Source organism: Bradyrhizobium sp. CCBAU 21365 (assembly GCF_015291305.1).
GTDB lineage: Bacteria > Pseudomonadota > Alphaproteobacteria > Rhizobiales > Xanthobacteraceae > Bradyrhizobium > Bradyrhizobium elkanii.
Window position 1 is genome coordinate 3,536,014 of the sequence record NZ_CP030036.1, and the last position, 17,997, is coordinate 3,554,010.

At 62.9% G+C, this 17,997-nt stretch carries 24 protein-coding genes; 12 read left to right on the plus strand and 12 right to left on the minus strand.

The annotated features are described in order from the left end of the window. Window positions 1–36 precede the first annotated feature (36 nt). Window positions 37–1,251 (minus strand): NAD(P)/FAD-dependent oxidoreductase, encoded by a 1,215-nt coding sequence (locus XI02_RS16090; protein WP_018270669.1) that lies wholly within the window; start codon window positions 1,249–1,251, stop codon window positions 37–39. A gap of 237 nt (window positions 1,252–1,488) precedes the next feature. Then, entirely contained in the window at window positions 1,489–3,123 is a 1,635-nt protein-coding gene (locus XI02_RS16095; protein WP_018270670.1) for a thiamine pyrophosphate-requiring protein, read from the minus strand. A 424-nt stretch (window positions 3,124–3,547) separates the two neighbouring features. On the opposite strand from XI02_RS16095, the gene XI02_RS16100 reads away from it, so the two are divergent. After that, window positions 3,548–3,712, plus strand: coding sequence for a Flp family type IVb pilin (locus XI02_RS16100; RefSeq protein ID WP_016841801.1), 165 nt, complete (start codon window positions 3,548–3,550; stop codon window positions 3,710–3,712). A gap of 30 nt (window positions 3,713–3,742) precedes the next feature. Here the strand turns inward: XI02_RS16100 and XI02_RS16105 are convergent, their stop codons facing one another. Further along, entirely contained in the window at window positions 3,743–3,970 is a 228-nt protein-coding gene (locus XI02_RS16105; protein WP_016841800.1) for a hypothetical protein, read from the minus strand. 56 nt (window positions 3,971–4,026) lie between these two features. Continuing rightward, a complete protein-coding gene (locus XI02_RS16110) occupies window positions 4,027–5,004 on the minus strand; it encodes a Ku protein (RefSeq protein WP_026192523.1) in 978 nt (325 codons plus the stop codon). A 263-nt stretch (window positions 5,005–5,267) separates the two neighbouring features. Between XI02_RS16110 and XI02_RS16115 the strand changes: the two genes are divergently transcribed. The 7 genes from XI02_RS16115 to XI02_RS16145 all read left to right on the plus strand — a co-directional run bounded on the left by XI02_RS16115 (window position 5,268) and on the right by XI02_RS16145 (window position 8,832). Then, complete coding sequence (locus tag XI02_RS16115; RefSeq protein ID WP_016841798.1) at window positions 5,268–5,420, plus strand: hypothetical protein; 153 nt, start codon at window positions 5,268–5,270, stop codon at window positions 5,418–5,420. Window positions 5,421–5,838: 418 nt separating this feature from the next. Then, window positions 5,839–5,997 (plus strand): hypothetical protein, encoded by a 159-nt coding sequence (locus tag XI02_RS16120; protein WP_016841796.1) that lies wholly within the window; start codon window positions 5,839–5,841, stop codon window positions 5,995–5,997. Window positions 5,998–6,158: 161 nt separating this feature from the next. Beyond that, window positions 6,159–6,356 (plus strand): hypothetical protein, encoded by a 198-nt coding sequence (locus XI02_RS16125; RefSeq protein WP_018270673.1) that lies wholly within the window; start codon window positions 6,159–6,161, stop codon window positions 6,354–6,356. 169 nt (window positions 6,357–6,525) lie between these two features. Next, window positions 6,526–6,798 carry a hypothetical protein gene (locus XI02_RS16130; RefSeq protein ID WP_018270674.1) on the plus strand — a complete coding sequence of 91 codons (273 nt, stop codon included), beginning with the start codon at window positions 6,526–6,528 and terminating at the stop codon, window positions 6,796–6,798. A gap of 56 nt (window positions 6,799–6,854) precedes the next feature. Continuing rightward, window positions 6,855–7,271 carry a hypothetical protein gene (locus tag XI02_RS16135; protein WP_172648151.1) on the plus strand — a complete coding sequence of 139 codons (417 nt, stop codon included), beginning with the start codon at window positions 6,855–6,857 and terminating at the stop codon, window positions 7,269–7,271. 94 nt (window positions 7,272–7,365) lie between these two features. Next, window positions 7,366–8,394 carry an NAD-dependent epimerase gene (locus XI02_RS16140; protein WP_370143911.1) on the plus strand — a complete coding sequence of 343 codons (1,029 nt, stop codon included), beginning with the start codon at window positions 7,366–7,368 and terminating at the stop codon, window positions 8,392–8,394. Window positions 8,395–8,574: 180 nt separating this feature from the next. Continuing rightward, window positions 8,575–8,832 carry a hypothetical protein gene (locus XI02_RS16145; protein WP_244980705.1) on the plus strand — a complete coding sequence of 86 codons (258 nt, stop codon included), beginning with the start codon at window positions 8,575–8,577 and terminating at the stop codon, window positions 8,830–8,832. Window positions 8,833–9,068: 236 nt separating this feature from the next. Here XI02_RS16145 and XI02_RS16150 read toward each other — a convergent pair whose 3' ends face one another. Beyond that, entirely contained in the window at window positions 9,069–9,308 is a 240-nt protein-coding gene (locus tag XI02_RS16150) for a hypothetical protein (protein ID WP_172648150.1), read from the minus strand. Window positions 9,309–9,602: 294 nt separating this feature from the next. Between XI02_RS16150 and XI02_RS16155 the strand changes: the two genes are divergently transcribed. Continuing rightward, window positions 9,603–9,812, plus strand: coding sequence for a hypothetical protein (locus XI02_RS16155; RefSeq protein ID WP_016841790.1), 210 nt, complete (start codon window positions 9,603–9,605; stop codon window positions 9,810–9,812). A gap of 186 nt (window positions 9,813–9,998) precedes the next feature. Here XI02_RS16155 and XI02_RS16160 read toward each other — a convergent pair whose 3' ends face one another. Next, window positions 9,999–10,187 (minus strand): hypothetical protein, encoded by a 189-nt coding sequence (locus tag XI02_RS16160; protein WP_016841789.1) that lies wholly within the window; start codon window positions 10,185–10,187, stop codon window positions 9,999–10,001. Window positions 10,188–10,854: 667 nt separating this feature from the next. Between XI02_RS16160 and XI02_RS16165 the strand changes: the two genes are divergently transcribed. Further along, window positions 10,855–11,229, plus strand: coding sequence for a helix-turn-helix domain-containing protein (locus tag XI02_RS16165; protein WP_018270679.1), 375 nt, complete (start codon window positions 10,855–10,857; stop codon window positions 11,227–11,229). Window positions 11,230–11,242: 13 nt separating this feature from the next. On the opposite strand, the gene XI02_RS16170 is transcribed toward XI02_RS16165, so the two are convergent. Then, window positions 11,243–11,548, minus strand: coding sequence for a hypothetical protein (locus tag XI02_RS16170; RefSeq protein WP_016841787.1), 306 nt, complete (start codon window positions 11,546–11,548; stop codon window positions 11,243–11,245). Between the two features lie 119 nt (window positions 11,549–11,667). On the opposite strand from XI02_RS16170, the gene XI02_RS16175 reads away from it, so the two are divergent. Continuing rightward, window positions 11,668–13,086 carry an undecaprenyl-phosphate glucose phosphotransferase gene (locus XI02_RS16175; RefSeq protein WP_244980704.1) on the plus strand — a complete coding sequence of 473 codons (1,419 nt, stop codon included), beginning with the start codon at window positions 11,668–11,670 and terminating at the stop codon, window positions 13,084–13,086. A 27-nt stretch (window positions 13,087–13,113) separates the two neighbouring features. Here the strand turns inward: XI02_RS16175 and XI02_RS16180 are convergent, their stop codons facing one another. The 5 genes from XI02_RS16180 to XI02_RS16200 all read right to left on the minus strand — a co-directional run bounded on the left by XI02_RS16180 (window position 13,114) and on the right by XI02_RS16200 (window position 16,577). Beyond that, window positions 13,114–13,698, minus strand: a complete 585-nt coding sequence (locus XI02_RS16180) for a hypothetical protein (protein WP_172648149.1) — start codon at window positions 13,696–13,698, stop codon at window positions 13,114–13,116. Beyond that, the gene (locus XI02_RS16185) at window positions 13,691–14,479 is read right to left on the minus strand and encodes a metallophosphoesterase family protein (protein ID WP_172648148.1); all 789 of its coding nucleotides are present in this window, start codon (window positions 14,477–14,479) and stop codon (window positions 13,691–13,693) included. The genes XI02_RS16180 and XI02_RS16185 overlap by 8 nt, the downstream gene beginning before the upstream one ends. Window positions 14,480–14,486: 7 nt before the next feature. After that, window positions 14,487–15,770 carry a hypothetical protein gene (locus XI02_RS16190; RefSeq protein ID WP_172648147.1) on the minus strand — a complete coding sequence of 428 codons (1,284 nt, stop codon included), beginning with the start codon at window positions 15,768–15,770 and terminating at the stop codon, window positions 14,487–14,489. Window positions 15,771–15,878: 108 nt separating this feature from the next. Further along, window positions 15,879–16,163 (minus strand): hypothetical protein, encoded by a 285-nt coding sequence (locus tag XI02_RS16195; RefSeq protein ID WP_172648146.1) that lies wholly within the window; start codon window positions 16,161–16,163, stop codon window positions 15,879–15,881. A 105-nt stretch (window positions 16,164–16,268) separates the two neighbouring features. Then, window positions 16,269–16,577, minus strand: coding sequence for a hypothetical protein (locus XI02_RS16200; RefSeq protein ID WP_075969293.1), 309 nt, complete (start codon window positions 16,575–16,577; stop codon window positions 16,269–16,271). Between the two features lie 297 nt (window positions 16,578–16,874). Here XI02_RS16200 and XI02_RS16205 point away from each other — a divergent pair, with 297 nt between their 5' ends. Continuing rightward, window positions 16,875–17,987: a polysaccharide biosynthesis/export family protein gene (locus XI02_RS16205; protein ID WP_018270685.1), complete on the plus strand. Its 1,113-nt coding sequence runs from the start codon at window positions 16,875–16,877 to the stop codon at window positions 17,985–17,987. The last annotated feature ends 10 nt before the right edge of the window (window positions 17,988–17,997 follow it).

Sequence of the window (17,997 nt, forward strand, 5' to 3'; positions counted from 1 at the left end):
CGATCAGGGGCGGTCATGCGGTGGCCGCCCCTTTTGTTATTTCCGCGTCGGCGGCGCCGTCTGGATCGTCGGCGCGGCCGCCGCGAGCAGCGCGGCGCGGTCGCCATCGCGCGGCGGATAGATGCGCTGCCGGTTGATGGTCTGCTTGGTGAGCTTGGCGGCGGCGCCTGACGTGTGCACCTCGCGGTCCCAGCCGGTGGTGTAGAGCGCGCCCCAGGCGCCGAGATCGAGCACCGTCACATACCAATCGATATTGAGCGGCAGCAGCGGTTCACCAAACAGGTCCGCGACCACATTGTGGCCGGCGAAGCGGCCCATCGGCCGCGCGAACTGGCACGACATCACGGTCGGGTGCTCGCCGTCGATCAGGCAGGCGGCGACGTCGCCGGCGGCGAAGACATCTGGCAGGCCTTCGGCGCGCATGGTGTGGTCGACTTTGATGCGGCCGAGCGCGTCGCGCCTGGCCGGCAGCGAGGCGGCGAGGGGGCTGGCGCGCATGCCGGCGCACCACACCACGGTTTTGGTCGGAATGATCTCGCCGGAGTTGAGCGTGATGCTGTCGGCGCCGACGGCACTGACCCGGACATTCAGCCGCGTCTCGACGCCGAGCGTGGCCAGCGCCTCGTTGATGACCGGGCGGCCATGCGCGCCGAAGGTCGCGCCGACCACGGGATTGGGATCGATCAGGATAACCCGATGATCGCCGGAGATGCCGGCGTGCGCCAGCTTGGCCGGCATCTCGGCCGCGACCTCGATCCCCGTGAACCCTGCGCCGACGACCGCGACCGTCGCGCGTGCCTCTGACGGCGGCTCTTTGCCGAGCGCCGCCAGATGCGTGTCGAGCCGCATCGCCGCTTCATAGGTGTCGACATCGAAGCCGTGGGCGGCCAAGCCTGAGATGGCGGGGCGGACCAGTTCGCTGCCGGTCGTCAGCACCAGCCGATCGTAGCTCAGAATCGCCGCACCCGCGCTGGTCTTGACCGTGACTTCGCGCGTCGCGGGATCGATTACCGCGACCTCGGCCAGCCGATGCCTGACGCCGACCGGATCGAGCAGGTCCTTGAGCAGCAACGCGACGTCGCCGAGATCGACCTCGTAATTGCGCACCCGGATGTTGTGATAGGCGTTGCGATCGACGACGAGGATTTCGGTGTCCGCCGCCCGCGCGCCGATCTCGTCGCGCTTGCGGGCTGCGCCGAGCGCGGCCCACAGTCCGGCGAAGCCGGCCCCCAGCACCAGGATGCGCGCCATCTCTCCCTCCGAAGTTGCATTGGATGGAGCTTGCCTGCGCTGGCGATGTCAAATCAAGTGGGGAGCCAAGGCCGTGTCGCTGCGCGCCGGAGCCTGGCCCAATGAACTCGCGCTTTCCGCGAGTTCGTCATGCCCGGCCTTGGGCCGGGCATCCACGTCTTCCTTGCTTGGGCAGGAAGCAGACGTGGATGGCCGGGACAAGCCCGGCCATGACGGAGATCGGCGTGCGAGGTGTCCTCACGTCCCCGGCCGCGAGACCTCGGTCTCCTTGCTGGTGATGAATTCCAGCAGCACCGGCACACCTTCCCTGGTCTTCTGGATGCCGCGCTTGATCGCGGGGATGATGTCCTCGGGCTTGGTCACCCGTTCGCCGTAGCCGCCGAAGGCGCGGGCCATCGCGGCGTAATCGCCGGAGATGTCGGTTGAGCGGTATTTCTCGGTGGAGATCGGCATCACCTTCAATTCGATCGCCATCGAGAAATTGTTGAGCAGGATCGACATGATCGGAATCCGCTCGCGCACCGCGGTCTCGAAGTCCATCCCGGTAAAGCCGATCGCGGCGTCGCCCCAGACATTGATGCAGAGCTTGTCCGGCTTTGCCAGTTTGGCGCCCATCGCAAGGCCCAGGCCATAGCCGAGCTGCGTGGTCTTGCCCCAGCCGATATAGGACAGCGGCTCGACCGACTTCCAGAACGGCGAGAGCTGGTCGCGCGGGCTGCCCGCGTCGTGGGTGATGATGGTGTTGTGGATGTCGACGGTGTGCTGCAGGTCCCACAGCACGCGGTAGGGATTGAGCGGCGAATCGTTGTGCGTCAGCTTCGGCATCCACTTGGCGAGCCACTCCTTGTGGGAAGCGGCGATCTCCTCGGCGACCGCGCTGGCGTTGCGGTCCGTGGACACGGTCTTGCCGATCTCCTCCAGTAGCGCGTCGAGCACCAGGCCGGCGTCGCCGACCAGGCCGACCTTGGCCTCGACATCCTTGTTGATGTGGTTCGGATCGAGCGTCGAATGGATGATGGTCTTGCCCTTCGGCATCGCGATGCCGAACGAGGTCTCGGTGAAGGAGCAGCCGATGCCGAAGATCACGTCGGCTTCGGAAAGAAATTTGGGCACCGCGCGCGGCACGGCGAGGCCGCCGGAGCCGAGCGAGAGCGGATGCGTCTCGGGGAACGACGACTTGCCGCCGAGGCTGGTGGTAACCGGTATCGCGAGCCGCTCGGCGAGGCGCTTCAGCTGCGGCCAGGCCTTTGCATAGTGCACACCCTGGCCGGCATAGATCACCGGACGCTTGGCGCCAACGAGCAGGGCGGCCGCTTCCTTCACATGGACGGGGTCGGCGCCGTAGCGGGTGCGCAGCACCGGCGTGTAGTTCAAGGGCTCCGGCACCTCCTCGTTCCACATGTCGGCGGGGATTTCGACGATGACCGGCCCGCCGCGGCCGTTCTTCAATTTTGTAAACGCCCGCCGAAAGATGTTGCAGACCTCGGCCGCGATGTTGATCGGCTCCGACGATTTTGAGAACGCCTTCATCGCCTGGCTGGAATTGAAGTTCGGGTCGATATTCGCGAGCCGGCGCGCATAGCCCATCGGCAGCACCAGGACGGGCACGGATTCGCCGTAGCACTGCGCGACGCCGCCCATCGCGTTCTCGGCCCCGGGGCCGTGCTGCATGCAGAAGGCGCCGATCTTCTCGCCCGAGGTGACGCGGGAGATCGCGTCCGCCATGTGCACGCCGATGCGCTCCTGGCGCACCATCACCGGGCGGATGTCGGCATTGGCGGCGTATTCGATCAGGTGGTTGACCGGGTAGCCCGTGAGGATCTCGATGCCCTCGCGCTTCATGATTTCCGCGATCGCGGTGCCGAGCTTCATGACGGTCACTCCCTTTGCATGCGGCCGGTTCGTTCCGGCCTCGTTGTCGCCTGTCCGATAAAGGAACAGGATTCCGCGGCACCGGTAAAGCGCGGCCGGGGCCGGATCAGGTAGTCCTGATATGCGTTTACGAGCGGAGCCATTTCCGGTCAGACGGGATCAGAACGGAGCTCTAGATACTTGTTTTGACGCGTTTTCTTTGCGCGAGCCGGTGTCAACTTCGCTGGAAAGCGCTCCGGCCGCGGCCCGGTGCCTCGCCCGGCGGCAACCCGATGCAGGCAGAACTAGCAGGGAAATTCGCTGCAACTTTTAAGCGACCGTTCATCCTTTCCCTCAATGGGCCGTCAACCAATGTGGCCTAGTTTGGCCGGCATATTACTACGGCGCGGGAGAAAAAGCCGCGAGCGTCGGACAGGAGCTTTTCATGCGCGCGTTGATGGCAAGGTTTCTGCGTGATGAGGTCGGGGCGACGGCCATTGAATACGCCATCATCGCCGGCGGCATCAGCATCGTGATCGTCGCCGGCGTCAGGGGCATCGGCACCAGTGTGAGCGGCCAATTCAATGCCGTCAGTTCGGCATTCAAGTAAGCGCTGCCGACAGCTCGGCATTTTCCAGATTCAGTCGTCCCCATTCAACGCGCGCAGCATCGCGATGCGCGCGAACATCAACCAGCCGGCACCTTGTTCCGCCGCATTGATCAGATGCTCGACCGCGATCTGCCAGCGCGTCTCCTGCTGGGTGTCTTCCGATAGCTTCATGATGTAGTCGGCAGCGTGCTGCAGCGTCACCAGCGTGCCGCCGCGATGCAGCGCGATCGGTTCGTCAAACGGCGTCGACCAGGGCATCCTCGACCGGGACATCTCAGGCGCTGTGGACCGGGCTCATCTTGTGGTCGCTGCCGCTAGCCTGCCTTCTTGCGCGCCGCGGTGCCCTGGGCGCGCGTTGTCTTCTCGGCCTTCTTTGGCTCGGGCTTGGCGGCTTCCTTGGGCTCGCGCTTGCCGCTGCCCGAGATCGGCAGCAGCATTTCGCGCTGGCCCTCGATGCGCTTCTTCGGCTTCTTGCCCTTCGCCGCCTTTGCCTCGGCCTTGGCGGGCGCGGCCTGCTTCTCGTTGGCGAGGCTCTTCTTCAGCGCGTCCATCAGGTTGATGACGTTGCCGCTGGTCTTCGCCGCGGGCTTGGCAACCTTGATGCCGTTGCGCTTCTGGTTGATCAGGTCGATCAGCGCCTGCTCGTAGCGGTCCTCGAACTCCTCCGGATCGAAGTCGGCGGACTTCTGCTCGACGATGTGCTTGGCGAGATCGAGCATGTCCTTGGTGATCTTCACATCCTGGATGTCGTCGAAATACTCCTTCTCGCTGCGCACCTCATACGGGTAGCGCAACAGCGTGCCCATCAGCCCGTTGTCGAGCGGCTCGAGCGCGATGATGTGCTCGCGGTTGGTCAGCACCACGCGGCCGATCGCGACCTTGTTCAGGCTGCGGATGGTCTCGCGGATCACCGCAAAGGCGTCGTGGCCGACCTTGCCGTCGGGAACGAGGTAGTAGGGGCGGATCAGATAGCGGCTGTCGATCTCGCTGCGCGGCACGAATTCGTCGATCTCGATGGTGCGGGTCGAATCCAGCGCGATGTCGTCGAGCTCTTCCTTGGTGACCTCGATATAGGTGTCGGTGTCGACCTTGTAGCCCTTCATGATGTCTTCGGTGGAGACTTCCTCGCCGGTCTCCGCGTCGACCTTGGCGTACTTGATGCGGTGGCCGGTCTTACGGTTGATCTGGTTGAAGGAGACCTTTTCGGTATCCGATGTCGCCGGGTACAGGGCAACCGGGCAAGTCACGAGCGAAAGGCGCAAAAAGCCCTTCCAATTGGCACGAGGGGCCATGGGGGAAACTCCGGGGAACTCCGATTACGCAACCGACGGAATGGTCAAGGATAACACCGGGAACCCCAGTTTGAAACAACACGGCCCGGTGAATCTCGCAACGGCGTTAACCGTGACCTCGCGCTGCGCCGGTTTGACGCGGCGGGCGGGACTGCCGTTGGGCAGCCGTCGAAGAGCTCGGAACATCGCTCCCGATCACGCGTTGGCTGTCGAAGGGGAGCGGCAAACGCCGGAATTACAGGCACTTAAGCAAAGAGGTTGCCATGGCAACGGAACGACACGGTCAAATCGTTGAAACCCCGACCGAGGCGCGCCAGGCCGAGCCTGGACCTTCGGTTCTCGCGCTGCTCACGGCCTCGACAGGGCTGGCCGTCCTGATCCTCGGCATTGTCTGGTTCGCCTTTTTCCGCGTGTGAGGCGATGATCATTGGTTGGCCGCGTGCGAGGACTTGATTGTTAGACTGACAGGCGGGGCGAAGCGGGCAGATTGCTCCCGGGAAGAATCCGTTCGGTCGATCGCGTCGGCTTCCGGCGCGCGGCTATCCCGCATGCGGGTCACATTGCATGGTCAAGCTGCACGATCGTCTTGACGCAAGGACGCGACGTCGATCGGACCAGAATGCAAGTGGAAATTCCGGCGTGCGGGTTGCCGCGATCGCCGACGTCGAATTCCAGATCGGGTCGAATGGAATTTCCCTGAGCGATGGCCTGCAGCTTGGCGGCGTTTTGCAGCGGTGATCTGTGATGCGCGAGGCGAATGGCTGCGGCGACGCGTCACGAGATCATCGAAATTGACTGCTAGCTGATTTGAATCAGATACGTCCTGAGCCTGAGATGTTCTATTCGCAAGAAGAAAAAAACTCGTTGCTGGCCCGCCTCAAGGAGAAAAGCGTTTCAGGTGTCTTCGTCGGATTGACGGTGCTGGCGATGGCAGGGTGGATTTATCTTCTCAGCTCGATGTTCCTGAAATTCATGCTTTGGTGGTTCTCCTGAGACGTTGTCTCGCGAGAACAACTATTGTTGACGCCTGATCCTTGTTGCGCCGTCAGATTGCACAAAAATTCCAGCGGCTGAACAATCTTTCGGCGCGTCCAATCATGATGTCGTCACAACTTCGAATGTTAATAACATCGGGGCGAACGTGGACGATTGTGATGGTTTCTTCTGCTCTGATTCTCGCGGCGGTGTTCGTCGCAGGCTTCTTCTCCGGTTTCGCTGCGCGCTCGTGGCGATCGCACAAGCGCCGCGCGCAATATCGGATCTATGCACCGTATGTGGCGCCATCGGCCGCGAAATCGTCGAGGCGGGACCAGCCGGTCAGTGCGTTCGGCCACATGCGTCGCGCGTTCTAGCGGAGTAGTTCGATCGAGGTAGCGCGACGGTGTGCGGTGAGTTGGGGTTGGCTGGCAACATGCAATCGGTCATCATGTCCGCGTCCGTTGCGGCAGGCGGGTTGGTTGCGCGCCGGCGTGCGCCTGATCTCGTTGCCAGCCTCGCGGATCGCAAGGGAACTTTCACGTCATGAGTGATCTCAGGGGGCATTCGCCAAGGCGGTATGTCGTCGATGTCAGTGGCAAGCGCGTGCTGGTCGGGCTGACGCTTGAGGAGACGTCGGAGTTCGAGGACCTGGACGCCTCGCTGCCCGGACTGGCGGACGGGGGCGGGACCGGCCTGGTGCCGTCAGCCGGTGAGGGACGGTGGCTCGAACTCTATGACAAGCACGACAAGGCCTGGATCAAGTGGAAAGCCGACCTGAGGGCCGGGCATGAGGGCAATTCATCCTTTTTTAACTAAGACCGGGCGATTTTTGACCTGTGCTGCCTGAATGGGCCCGAACCGGATACTGACAGATGTTTCAGCTGTTTTTGCGGTCTCGCGCGCAGGACCTGATCAGGTCGCGGCGCGGCGAGGAAGGTTTCAAGGCACGCTCGGCCGAGCGCGATGCCGAGACCGATCGCGCCCGGATCGGATCGATCATGGCCGCGATCGAGGCTGCGTTGCAGGCGGCCGAGAGCGAGCAATCCGGTCTTGGCCGCCGTGTCGACGATGTTCTGGCCCGCGCCGCGGTAACCCTCGGCAACGGCACCGACGAATATCTGGAACGCGAGGCGCTTGACAACTATCATCAAGACCTGTTTGACGCCGAGATCTCCAACGGCCAGCGCCGGCTGAAGGAATTGGCGACCGAGATTGCGCACTTCAAGTTCATGAAGGCCGCGATTCTGAGCCGCTTTCCGGACTACAAGCCGCCGGCCGCCGGCAATTGACGCCTAGCGGCGCGCAACGCGAAGGCAGCTGCGGCTGCCGCGTGTGACGGCGGATCCGGAAGGTCCGGCGCAAGGCGAAAGGCACAGGCAAAACGTGGTGATCGCAGGCAATCTACTCGTCACGGGCTGCGCCGGCTTCATCGGCTTCCATCTGGCGGAGCATCTGCTGCGGGCGGGGCAGCCGGTCATCGGCCTCGACAATCTGAACGACTATTACGACCCGGCGCTCAAGCGCGCGCGCCTCGATCTGCTCAAGCAGCATCGTGGCTTCACCTTCGTGGAGCTCGACCTCGCCGACCGCGCCGGCATGAAGGCGCTGTTCGAGCGTTATCGCTTCGAGGTCGTGGTGCATCTCGCCGCGCAGGCCGGCGTGCGCTATTCCCTGCAGAACCCGCACGCCTATGCGGATTCCAATCTGGAGGGCTTCCTCAACGTCCTCGAGGGCTGCCGGCACACCGCGTGCAAGCACCTGTTGTTTGCGTCCTCATCGTCGGTCTATGGCGCCAACACCAAGTTGCCGTTTTCGGTCCACGACAATGTCGACCATCCGGTCAGCCTGTACGCCGCGACCAAGAAGGCCAACGAACTGATCGCCCATTCCTACAGCCATCTCTATCGCGTACCGGCGACCGGGCTGCGGTTTTTCACCGTGTATGGGACGTGGTATCGGCCGGACATGGCGCTCTATGCGTTCGCCGACGCGATCACCAAGGGCAAGCCGATCCAGCTGTTCAACAACGGCAACATGCGGCGCGACTTCACCTATGTCGACGACGTGGTCGAGGCGATGATGCGGTTGATCGGCCGCGCGCCGGAGGGCGACGTCAACTGGTCGGGAGCGCATCCCGATCCGGGCTCGAGCCGGGCGCCGTGGCGGGTCTACAATATCGGCAACAGCAGGCCGGAAGAACTGATGCATGTGGTTGCGCTGCTCGAGCGGGGCTTCGGGCGGCAGGCCGAAAAGCAGTTGTTGCCGATGCAACCGGGAGATGTACCGGGGACGTCGGCCGACGTCTCCGACCTGGAGCGTGAAATCGGCTTCCGCCCGCAGACGCGGATCGAGGATGGCATTGCCAGGTTTGTCGCCTGGTATCGGGCCTATCACGACGTCGATCGGACCTAGGCGCCGCGAGAATCGACGTCACGTTTCAACACGTAGCCAGAGCCTGATCTTCGCGCACACGCGATCCGCGTTTGTCGCGACGGAAAACCGCTTCGCACTTTTCCGGATCATGCTTTAGTGCGCTCCTTGCGAGTCCGGGCTCGAGAAAAAAACTGGTTCAGCTTGGAACGGAGTGTGGCAATGCGAGTTATCTCCGGTTTTGCGATCGCTTCAGCCGTGATCATGATCTCCAGTGCGATGGTTCCGGCGCATGCGATCGACGTGCAGGTGGCGCGCGCCTGCGATGCTTTGGTGGCGAAGGCATTTCCGCCGCTACAGCCCGGCAATCCCGCTTCCGGTAGCGCGAGGGGCGGTGCGAAAGCCCAGCGGGACTATTTCAACAAATGCGTCGCCAATGGTGGCAAGATGGACGACGATACGCCTCTTAAATCGAAATAGCGCGCGATCGCGACGCGCGTGGCGAATTAGCGATGCTTATGGCGAATCTTCGCTGTCGCTGCTGTTCGTGGCGACTGTGCAAGCGCGTGTGAGTGAAGCGACAAGCGCGCGAAAGGCGTTCGCTCTCTCTGTTCAAGCTGGACGCTTCGGTCCCGCTCATTTTAATTAGAATAGCGTTAGCGCGTTTGAATCCGGCGGAGGCGAAATCGCGCTTGGTTCGATATCCAGCGTTGAATTCATTTCGCCGGATTGCTCGAGCGCTTCAGAACCGTCAGAGCTGCTTCAATATTCGCAACCGATCGAAACACTCTGCGATCCTTGATGAGCGTGGCCGCAGCAGATTTTGCGTCTACGGAGCAGCTTTGGTGGAATATCTTGTGTGCACCTGAACGCGCCCTTTGACGTGCGGTCGCTAACACGGCGACATTGTGATAGCCGGACAATGCCCGTTCAGCATTGCAGGACACGGCAGCCATCAATGATCACCGAGCAATATCATGCGCTTGGTAGAGCTTCTGCCGCGCATTGAGCCGCGTTGTCCAGCCGCGCGCCTTATCGTTGCCGCTGCCAACTCATCTGCACGACACATCAAAGGCCGCCGATCGAGCGCTTCGCGATCAGGTTGTGGAACCTGATTGAGAAAATTTAACTCGGAGCCGTGTTGGTCGCAAACCTGCCCCATTAACCGCCTTCCATGTGCGCGGAATAACCCTGTCATCGAAACTTCAATCACATCGCTCATACCCCTAACCGCAGAGCGAGGGCGCGCCATGAAGCAGCACAAAGTTCAACATTTGCATCAGCCGATCGAAGAGGCGTTGCTCGCGACCAATCAATCGCTGCGCAACGAAGTCGTTGCGCTGATGCTTGATATCGCTGAGTTACGTGAAATCCAGGAACGCCCGGGCTCGTCGCGTTCGTTCGGCATGTCTCGAGAGCAGAACACCCCGCGCGTCGCGCTGCGCCGGGTTCACAGCTGAAGTCCGTCAGCCTCTTTCTCATCGGCAGAATATGCGGCCACATCCTCGCCAATCCGGCGAGCATGCTGGCGCGCCTGCAGTTGCGGACATTTCAATTCTAAATTGAATGATGCGCTGGCCCGATGCTCGTTTAGGCGAGCCGGCGGACGTTGCTGCGGACAATCGCGGTCGTGAGGGTGGGGACGGTCAGTGCTCCAGCGGCACGGACTTGCGTGCCCCGGCATCGGACAGACGCTCGCGCAGGATCCAATTCTGCAAGACCAGTTCGACCGCGGTATGCCGGAGCTCGCAATTCTCTGCGACGAGGCGTTCCAGGATGTCGGCCGCCTCGCTTGACGCGGGTTGGTTCCCCTCGAAGACCTTGAGACGCGCCATGGTGTCGATCCTCGCAAAAATGTTGATCAGAGGCTGGCTCTGACAAGCGTCAGCACGGAATGGTACGCGGATTATCGGGCGGACGTGGTTCCGCCTGATGGCCTCGGGTGGGAAAGCGCTTAATTGATAATTCGTGGATCGAGATATGAGCGTTAGGTTTCGTGAAAATAATCCTCAAATATGTTGAAACCCTCATGACACCTAACGTCCTAGTAACTACTGCTGGGCGTGTACGCCCGCAAGCGGTCGAACGCGAAAGTCGCGGGATTAATTTGTTAGAAATTTGTGAAAGTTGCGCTTGACCGGTGGGGCGATTATCGCGGCGAGGCATGGCGCACTCACAATCTGTCGAGAGACCGATTGAATATTCTCATTTGCTTCCCGTTTGAGAATGCAAACAGTGCGCCAGTTATCCCGATCAAACTCTCATACACAGAAAGTCGTATAACTTTTTTTATCAGGCCCTTTCAGCGGAGGAATATTCCCCGTATATTCCGCTCAATACCTTGCAGCTTCGGCGTTTCTTCGCACTATGTGTTGCTGCCGACCGGCAAGTTCGAGGCTCCCGAAAGGCCCCCGGGAAACCCTCAATTTGAATTTCCTGTTGCATTTACATAGCTTATAGGCCATGCGATGATTGCTAATCTAGGGGGCAATGAGATGACCAATGAGGCGTCATTCTACTGAGGAGATCAGTTCCAAGGTCAAACAGGCCGAGGAACTCATGGCGCGGGGGCAGTCCCAGGCCCAAGCGTGCAAGGTGCTGGGCGTTAGCGTGATGACATTTCATCGCTGGCGCAAGCAGGAGGCCGCACGTGGCCACCAGGCGAATGGTACTGTTACCGAATTCGCCGCTCGCACCGATGATCGAGATGGGATCCCCCCTGTCCATAACCGTATTGATGAATTACGGCTGGAAAATGAACGGCTGCGCCGGATCGTGACCGACTTGCTGCTCGAGAAAATGAAGATCGAGGAAAAGCTTGCGCTCAGGTCCGGCGGCGGGAGCGGCTTGCCCCGCCGTGGTGAAGCCCAAAGCTGACGTAAGCTATCCGTTAGTGGATGCGTGAAGGCCTGGGAGCCAGCAGCAGCTGGTCGCTCAGATGTGCCTTCTCCGACCTTGCGCGCAGCTCTTCGAAGATCGGACGCAGTCTGGCCTGCGCAAGGTCCAGACCTCTGACGATGTCCTGATTCGGCATGTCGGCCGGGAAGCGGGCCGCGCGCAGCTTTGTCTCGATCGCCTTGACCAGCACCTCGACGTCGTCGCGGTGCTGGCCCGCGACGAGTTCGGCGCCCATCAGGCGGATGAGATGGAGGAGGGCCACCAGCGCGGCCTCGGTTTCGCCAGCCGATGAACTCATGCGCGCTCTCTATCCGATATCCGCAGCAGGTCTTGCGAGCTCACGACCCGCCTGATAATACACATATGAATTGTTAACACGAATGTTAATTCCCGATGACCGACCTTTCGGACGCTCGATTGGCGAAGGTACCGGTTAACTTCGGCGCCTTCTCGTTCGCTTTCGCCTCCCTCGAGGCGTTTGCCGTCGCGTTCGAGATGATAATCGTCGTGCTGTCCAGCATCGTCGGCGGCGCGGCCTATCACCTCTTTTACTACCACACGGTTTATAGCAACAGCTTCGAGGGTTTTCTAGGGATCGGCGTCCTCGCCGCCATCCTTCACATGTTCGTGGCGAAGTCGCAGGGCCTTTACAATGCGCAGGTGCTGGCCGGTCTCGACCGGCGCTGGAGCAGCCTGCTCGGCGGATGGCTGCTGGTCGTTCTGCTGATGACCCTGATCATCTTCCTTTTGAAGGTGGGTTCCGGCGTCTCGCGCGGATCGGTGCTGTCATTTGGCCTGATCGGCGGCCTCGGGCTGGTCGGCGGACGGATGCTGCTGCAGGCGCCGCTGCAACGCGCGATCGACCGCGGCATGCTGGCCACGCGCCGCGCGGTCGTGGTCGGGATGGCGGACGAATTGTCCCGGGTGCGGCAAGCGAGCCTGCTGCGCGATTTCGGCCTCAGCGAGGTGCGACGGGTCCAGCTCTCCGGATCGTCCGACGACGCCGGCGACCGGGCCGCCGTCGCGTCGGCCATTCTTGCAGCCCGCGAGTGCGGCGCCGACGAGATCATCCTGGCCATGCCCTGGCAGCAGGAGCCGCGCATCCAGTTCGTGTGCGATCAGCTGCGGGCATCGCCGCTGCCGGTGCGGCTGCTGCCGGACCGGACCGCGGAGCGGTTCCTGGCGCTGCGGATGGTGGCGACCGGCCCGATCCCGACGCTGGAAATGCAGCGCTCGCCGCTTACTTCGCTCGAGCGCGCCGGCAAGCGGCTGTTCGACATCGTTGCGTCCAGCGGACTCCTGGTGCTGTTCGCGCCGCTGCTGATCGGAACGGCGATTGCGATCAAGCTCGACTCCAGGGGGCCGGTCCTGTTCCGGCAGCGCCGCAACGGCTTCGACGGCAAGCAATTCACCATCCTCAAATTCCGCTCGATGCACGTGCTCGAGGATGGCGATATCATTACGCAGGCCCGCCCGAACGATCCGCGGCTGACCGGGATCGGCGCGACGCTGCGTCGCCGCAGCATCGATGAGCTGCCGCAGCTGGTGAACGTATTGCGCGGCGACATGTCGCTGGTCGGGCCGCGGCCGCACGCGCTGGCGCATGACGACAAATATTCGAAGCTGATCGCGAGCTATGCAGAACGCCAGCACGTCAAGCCCGGCATCACCGGTCTCGCGCAGGTGCAAGGGCTGCGCGGCGCGACGCCGGCGATCGAGGACATGCAGCTGCGCGTGGCGCATGACCTCATCTACATCAAGAGCTGGAGCTTCGTGCTCGACCTGCGCATCCTGCTGCGCACGATCGGCGCGGTGTTGCGTCACAAGGGTATCTGACGGCTGGGCATCTGGGCCAGGCGCGCCTTACTCCGGAATGCTCTGGTTGGCGTCCTTGAATTCCGCCTCGATGATGCGTCGGTTGGCATCGCCGGCCACGCGATAGGCCTGCCCGATCGCGTCCTTCAGCTCCGGCGCGCGGGTGAGGATCAGGCGAATCTGCCGCTGCAGCAGATCGACCAATTCGACATCGCGCGCGGTGTCGACCTGCGCCAACAGGATCAGGCGCGGCGCGATCAGGTCGCTGCGGTTGAAACCGGTATAGTAGGACATCTTGAGCGCCTTCGATGCGGTCGGGTTCAGCCAGTCGAACCGTCCGGTTGCCGAGGCGAGGCCGAACCAGGCGCCGGCGTCCATCGGCGAGAGGCGAAGCGCGCGCGTGAACGCGGCTTCGGCCGCCTCCGGCGACGCCTGCAATTGGCTCCAGCCGTCGCGCAGCCACAGCTCGCCTCTGACCATGCCGACCTCTGCGGCGATCGCCGGTCTGCCGCGCAATGCATCGGCGGCAAGCCACCAGGTCGACAAGGCCAGCGTCGCCGCGCCGATCGCGGCGGCCGCCGGCACGAAGGCCGGCGAGAGGCGCCTCGCATTCCGGCCGATCGCGTCAGCCATCGCATTGGCCATGGCGCGCGGCCCGGTTGCCGGTCATCAGCAGGGTTCGCCGTGCTCCCTCGAGCTTGACGCAGGTCAGGCGGCCGGTCGCATAGGCGCCGGTGTCGACATTGATGCGGTTGCGCAGCAGCTCGGCCTCACGCACCGGCGTATGGCCGTGGACCACGACCTTGCCGAAATCATCTTCCGAGATCAGGAAGTCGTCGCGGATCCAGAGCAGATCCTCCTTGCGCTGTTGGTTGAGCGCGACTCCGGGCCTGACGCCGGCATGGACGAAGAAGTAGCGTTTGTGCACATAACAGAGCGGCAGCGAGCGCAGGAAGGCGAGATGGGCCGGCGGCATCTGGCGGATCAATTGCCGGGCGAGCGCCCTTCGTTCGGAAGCGTCGGGATTGGGCGAGGGTGTCAGTCCGTAGGACATCAGCGTTTGCAAGCCGCCGAACTGCCGCCATTGCGCGAGCATGTCGGGATTGACGAGAAACTCCAGCAGGCAGGCCTCGTGATTGCCGAGCAGGCAGACCATGCTGCGGGTGCGGCGGCGTTGATCGAGCATGGTGATGACATCGCGCGAATCCGGTCCGCGATCGATATAGTCGCCGAGGAACACCTGGATCGGTCGCGCCGGCCGGAACCTACGGATGTCGGCATCGATGCGGGCGCAGATCTCGTGCAGCAGGTCGGCATGACCGTGGATATCGCCGACGGCGTAGATGCAGGTCTCGTCGCCCTCATGTTCGAGATCGCCGGTCTGGCCGACAAGACGCTGGAGGAAGCTGCGCATTTGGCGTCTAGCCCGCCTGCAACCGTGAACGGCTGATCCGCTGTGCCAGTCCTGTTCCGATCACGGCTCCCAATACGATCACTCCGGGCAGCGCCGGCAATTCCGGCAAGGTGAAGCTAGCTAGCAGCAGCGTCAGCAGGACGGCTGCTGCCGATGCGGGGTAGGACCAGTCGCGGCCGCGATTGCGCGCACCGGCCGTGAATGCTGCGATGCCGACGATGATAGCCGCGACTAAAGTCCAGAACATGGCGGAACCGAATTGCGCGATCAAGGCCGCCGCGCTGGTCGCAACCACGGGGCGCGTGGTGGCGCCCTGCCAGTCCATATAGGTCGACGCCAGCGTTGCCGTGGTGCCGGCGCCGCTGCCGAGCGCGGGCAGGTCGGCGAGCAGATTGTGGGTCGATTGCACGAACTCGGACGGTGCATGAACAAAGGCGACCGCGAGCGGCACGTCGGGATGACGGTTGCCGATCGCCGTCGCCAGGGCGATCAGCGCGATCGCTGCCGCAGCAGCAGCGCTGCTCCAGCGGTGCAGATGAAGCTTCCGCGCGGCGAAGGTCATCAGGACGAGGGTGATGCCCGCGGCGAGTGCGATCGCGGCGCCGCGCCCTCCGTACCAGCAGGCGCTGGCGGCGCAGAACAGCGCGCCGGCGGCGAGTAGCCAGCGCAGCCGCGTCAATTGGGCTGCGGTGCGGCCATCGGCGTGTCCACCGACGTCGAGCGCGCGCGCAAGGCCGAGCGGAACGCCAACGAGAACGACGACCAGGAATCCGTTTGCCGTCTCATCGCGCGCAGCGCCAGGCCAGACTTTGACCGGATCGCTTGATAGCAGCAGGATCAGGGCCGCGACGGCCGCCGTTGCTGCAATGGTGCGGGCCACCATATCGGCGCGGCGGGCGTCGATCGCGATCGCGGCGGAGGTGATCATGACTGACATGAGTGACAGCCAGATCAGCAGCGCGCCGAAGCTTGCGCCGGTGTCGATCGTGATGCTGCCGCTGAGCTGTACCCCCAGCGTTTCGCCGGCGAACTTCCACACCGGATGCGCCAGGGCCGCCAGGGGAAGCATCTGCAGGGCGATCCAGAGCACCGGCAGAAGCGCCGCCGCAACAGCGGGACCGACGACCGACTTCAGGAACGACAGCTCACCTGGACGGATCGCCACGAGGCTTGCGAGCAGCCCGAGCGACGTCGCCGCGCCGACGAGACCCATCGCGAGCGATGCGTCGATGAGATCGAGCGGAATCGACGCCCCGATCAAGATGCAGATGAAGGCCGTGACGTTCCACACGAGAGGGGGAGGTCCTGCAGAGGATGAGACGCAAGGCAGCGGGATGCCCCGGGCTTGCCGCGAGGTCAACGGAAATCGGGCACGCCAAAGCGGGCAGTGTTATGCCTGCTATTGCGAACGGCGCAGGGCGAGACGTGGCGTTGAGGTGCGAGACCAGAACAGCGGCGCGAAGGTGCCTGCCAGATATCCGACTTGCAGCGCTACGATCGCAGCGATCATGAGCAGCGCGGTTTCCGACCACGACAGGCGCGCGACCCCGATGGCGGCCAGCAGCGCGAGCTCTGCGAGCGCCACCGGCGCCAGCACCAGACAGTGCTGGCGCAGCCCGAGAACGGTTCCGCCGATCAAATTGCCAAGAAAAACAAATAACATAACCAAACCCTGCGCCCGCATGGTACCGGGCCGGGCCTAAGCCGGGGTTAACCCGCACGCCGCAAGCGGCCGGCGCGACGCAGGTCGACGCTCGAATGACCAGTGAGTTTGTTAATCGATTAACATTCAGAACGGGCGCAGATCGCCGTAACTATAGGCCGCCCAATAATCGCGGCCGCCATACGGTCCATAGGCGCCGTAGAGCGGCGCGCAAGAGTAGCGATCGGGACAGCCGTGCCAGCAAACCCGTTTCCACTGGCAGACGTCGCCACGACAATATTGCAGCCGCTGACAGTTGCCGCCGACCCGTTGCACGGCGCGCGGCGCAGGGGAAACGCTTAGTTCTGCAGCAAAAACGCCGGAGCCGCCGAGGGGGCCTAGCAGCGGCAAGGCGACCATTCCCAACGCGATCGCCAGTGACTTCATGCGGGCCATCGAACCCTCAATCGGTTAACTCAAACCATCTCATTCACAGATAACGGGAACATCGGACGAAATCAAAGCCGGAGTGACGGCGCGCCGGGCTTTGTCTCACAGCGGTGCGCCGGTGTCGCCGATTTGCCTCACCTCGCTAACATTATTTATCAATTGCATCGCAATATATCGCGAAACCTTGTGATTATGATAGTCGGCGTGTTACGGCACGGCCGGAGTATTTAAATGTCGCGTACGATTTTCATTCGGGCAATGTTATTACTTGCGGCCGCCTGTTGGGTCAGCGGTTGCCATTACATGCCGACCAACGGTCCGACGAGCTCCGATGTCGTGGCCGGGCAGCGCGATCCTGAAAGCCTGCCCTATGCGATGGTCAAGATCACACCGCAGATCGAGAACGTGCTGGCGTCATTCGCGCCGCAACTTGCCGGCGGCATCCAGGGCCCGCCGCCGAAGGACATCCGTTTCGGCATCGGCGACGTCGTCAGCGTCACGATCTTCGAGGCCGCCGCCGGCGGTCTGTTCATTCCGGTCGAGGCCGGCGTGCGTCCCGGAAACTACATCACGCTGCCCAACCAGAACGTCGATACCGACGGCAACATCTCGGTGCCCTATGCCGGCGCGATCCGCGCCAAGAGCCGCACGCCGACCGAAGTGCAGCGCTCGATCGTCGATGCGCTGAAGAACCGCGCGATCGAGCCGCAGGCGGTGGTCGCCCTGATCGAGCAGCGCACATCGCTGATCTCCGTGCTCGGCGAGGTCAATTCGCCGAACCGCTTCCCCGCCAACGCCGCGGGTGAGCACGTGCTCGACGCCATCACGCGCGCCGGCGGCCCGAAAGGGCAGGGCTTTGATACCTGGGTGATGCTGGAGCGTGACGGCAAGCGCACCACTGTGCCGTTCGGCCAGCTGGTCTACGAGCCCAAGAGCAACATCTACGCGCATCCCGGCGACACCATTTATGTCTACCGTGAGCCGCAGACCTTCGTCGCCTTCGGCGCTTCGGGCGCGCAGGGCCAGTTCAATTTCGAAGCCTGGCGCATCTCGCTCGCCGAAGCGGTCGCCAAGGCGGGCGGCCTGAACGACTCCTCGGCCGATCCGGCCTCGGTGTTCGTCTATCGCGGCGAACTGCCGGAAGTGGCCGCCAAGCTTGGCGTCGACGTCAGCAAATATTCAGGGCCGATCATTCCGGTCGTCTACAACATCAATTTCCGCGATCCGGCCGGCTATTTCCTGGCCACGCGTTTCCAGTTGCGCAACAAGGACGTGCTCTATGCGTCGAACGCGGCATCCGTCGAGGACGCCAAGGTGATGCAGCAGATCCGCCTCGTGACCGCAACGGTGAACGATCCGATCGTGGCCGCCTACAACGCAACCTTACTTCGTAATTCGATCAAGCTTGCGCCCTGATACTGGGGCG

Coding starts and splice junctions, on each gene's coding strand:
- XI02_RS16090 (WP_018270669.1), bottom strand. CDS start 1,251: ATGGCGCGCATCCTGGTGCTGGGGGCCGGCTTCGCCGGACTGTGGGCC.
- XI02_RS16095 (WP_018270670.1), bottom strand. CDS start 3,123: ATGAAGCTCGGCACCGCGATCGCGGAAATCATGAAGCGCGAGGGCATC.
- XI02_RS16100 (WP_016841801.1), top strand. CDS start 3,548: ATGCGCGCGTTGATGGCAAGGTTTCTGCGTGATGAGGTCGGGGCGACG.
- XI02_RS16105 (WP_016841800.1), bottom strand. CDS start 3,970: ATGCCCTGGTCGACGCCGTTTGACGAACCGATCGCGCTGCATCGCGGC.
- XI02_RS16110 (WP_026192523.1), bottom strand. CDS start 5,004: ATGGCCCCTCGTGCCAATTGGAAGGGCTTTTTGCGCCTTTCGCTCGTG.
- XI02_RS16115 (WP_016841798.1), top strand. CDS start 5,268: ATGGCAACGGAACGACACGGTCAAATCGTTGAAACCCCGACCGAGGCG.
- XI02_RS16120 (WP_016841796.1), top strand. CDS start 5,839: ATGTTCTATTCGCAAGAAGAAAAAAACTCGTTGCTGGCCCGCCTCAAG.
- XI02_RS16125 (WP_018270673.1), top strand. CDS start 6,159: ATGGTTTCTTCTGCTCTGATTCTCGCGGCGGTGTTCGTCGCAGGCTTC.
- XI02_RS16130 (WP_018270674.1), top strand. CDS start 6,526: ATGAGTGATCTCAGGGGGCATTCGCCAAGGCGGTATGTCGTCGATGTC.
- XI02_RS16135 (WP_172648151.1), top strand. CDS start 6,855: ATGTTTCAGCTGTTTTTGCGGTCTCGCGCGCAGGACCTGATCAGGTCG.
- XI02_RS16145 (WP_244980705.1), top strand. CDS start 8,575: ATGCGAGTTATCTCCGGTTTTGCGATCGCTTCAGCCGTGATCATGATC.
- XI02_RS16150 (WP_172648150.1), bottom strand. CDS start 9,308: ATGGCTGCCGTGTCCTGCAATGCTGAACGGGCATTGTCCGGCTATCAC.
- XI02_RS16155 (WP_016841790.1), top strand. CDS start 9,603: ATGAAGCAGCACAAAGTTCAACATTTGCATCAGCCGATCGAAGAGGCG.
- XI02_RS16160 (WP_016841789.1), bottom strand. CDS start 10,187: ATGGCGCGTCTCAAGGTCTTCGAGGGGAACCAACCCGCGTCAAGCGAG.
- XI02_RS16165 (WP_018270679.1), top strand. CDS start 10,855: ATGAGGCGTCATTCTACTGAGGAGATCAGTTCCAAGGTCAAACAGGCC.
- XI02_RS16170 (WP_016841787.1), bottom strand. CDS start 11,548: ATGAGTTCATCGGCTGGCGAAACCGAGGCCGCGCTGGTGGCCCTCCTC.
- XI02_RS16180 (WP_172648149.1), bottom strand. CDS start 13,698: ATGGCTGACGCGATCGGCCGGAATGCGAGGCGCCTCTCGCCGGCCTTC.
- XI02_RS16185 (WP_172648148.1), bottom strand. CDS start 14,479: ATGCGCAGCTTCCTCCAGCGTCTTGTCGGCCAGACCGGCGATCTCGAA.
- XI02_RS16195 (WP_172648146.1), bottom strand. CDS start 16,163: ATGCGGGCGCAGGGTTTGGTTATGTTATTTGTTTTTCTTGGCAATTTG.
- XI02_RS16200 (WP_075969293.1), bottom strand. CDS start 16,577: ATGGCCCGCATGAAGTCACTGGCGATCGCGTTGGGAATGGTCGCCTTG.
- XI02_RS16205 (WP_018270685.1), top strand. CDS start 16,875: ATGCCGACCAACGGTCCGACGAGCTCCGATGTCGTGGCCGGGCAGCGC.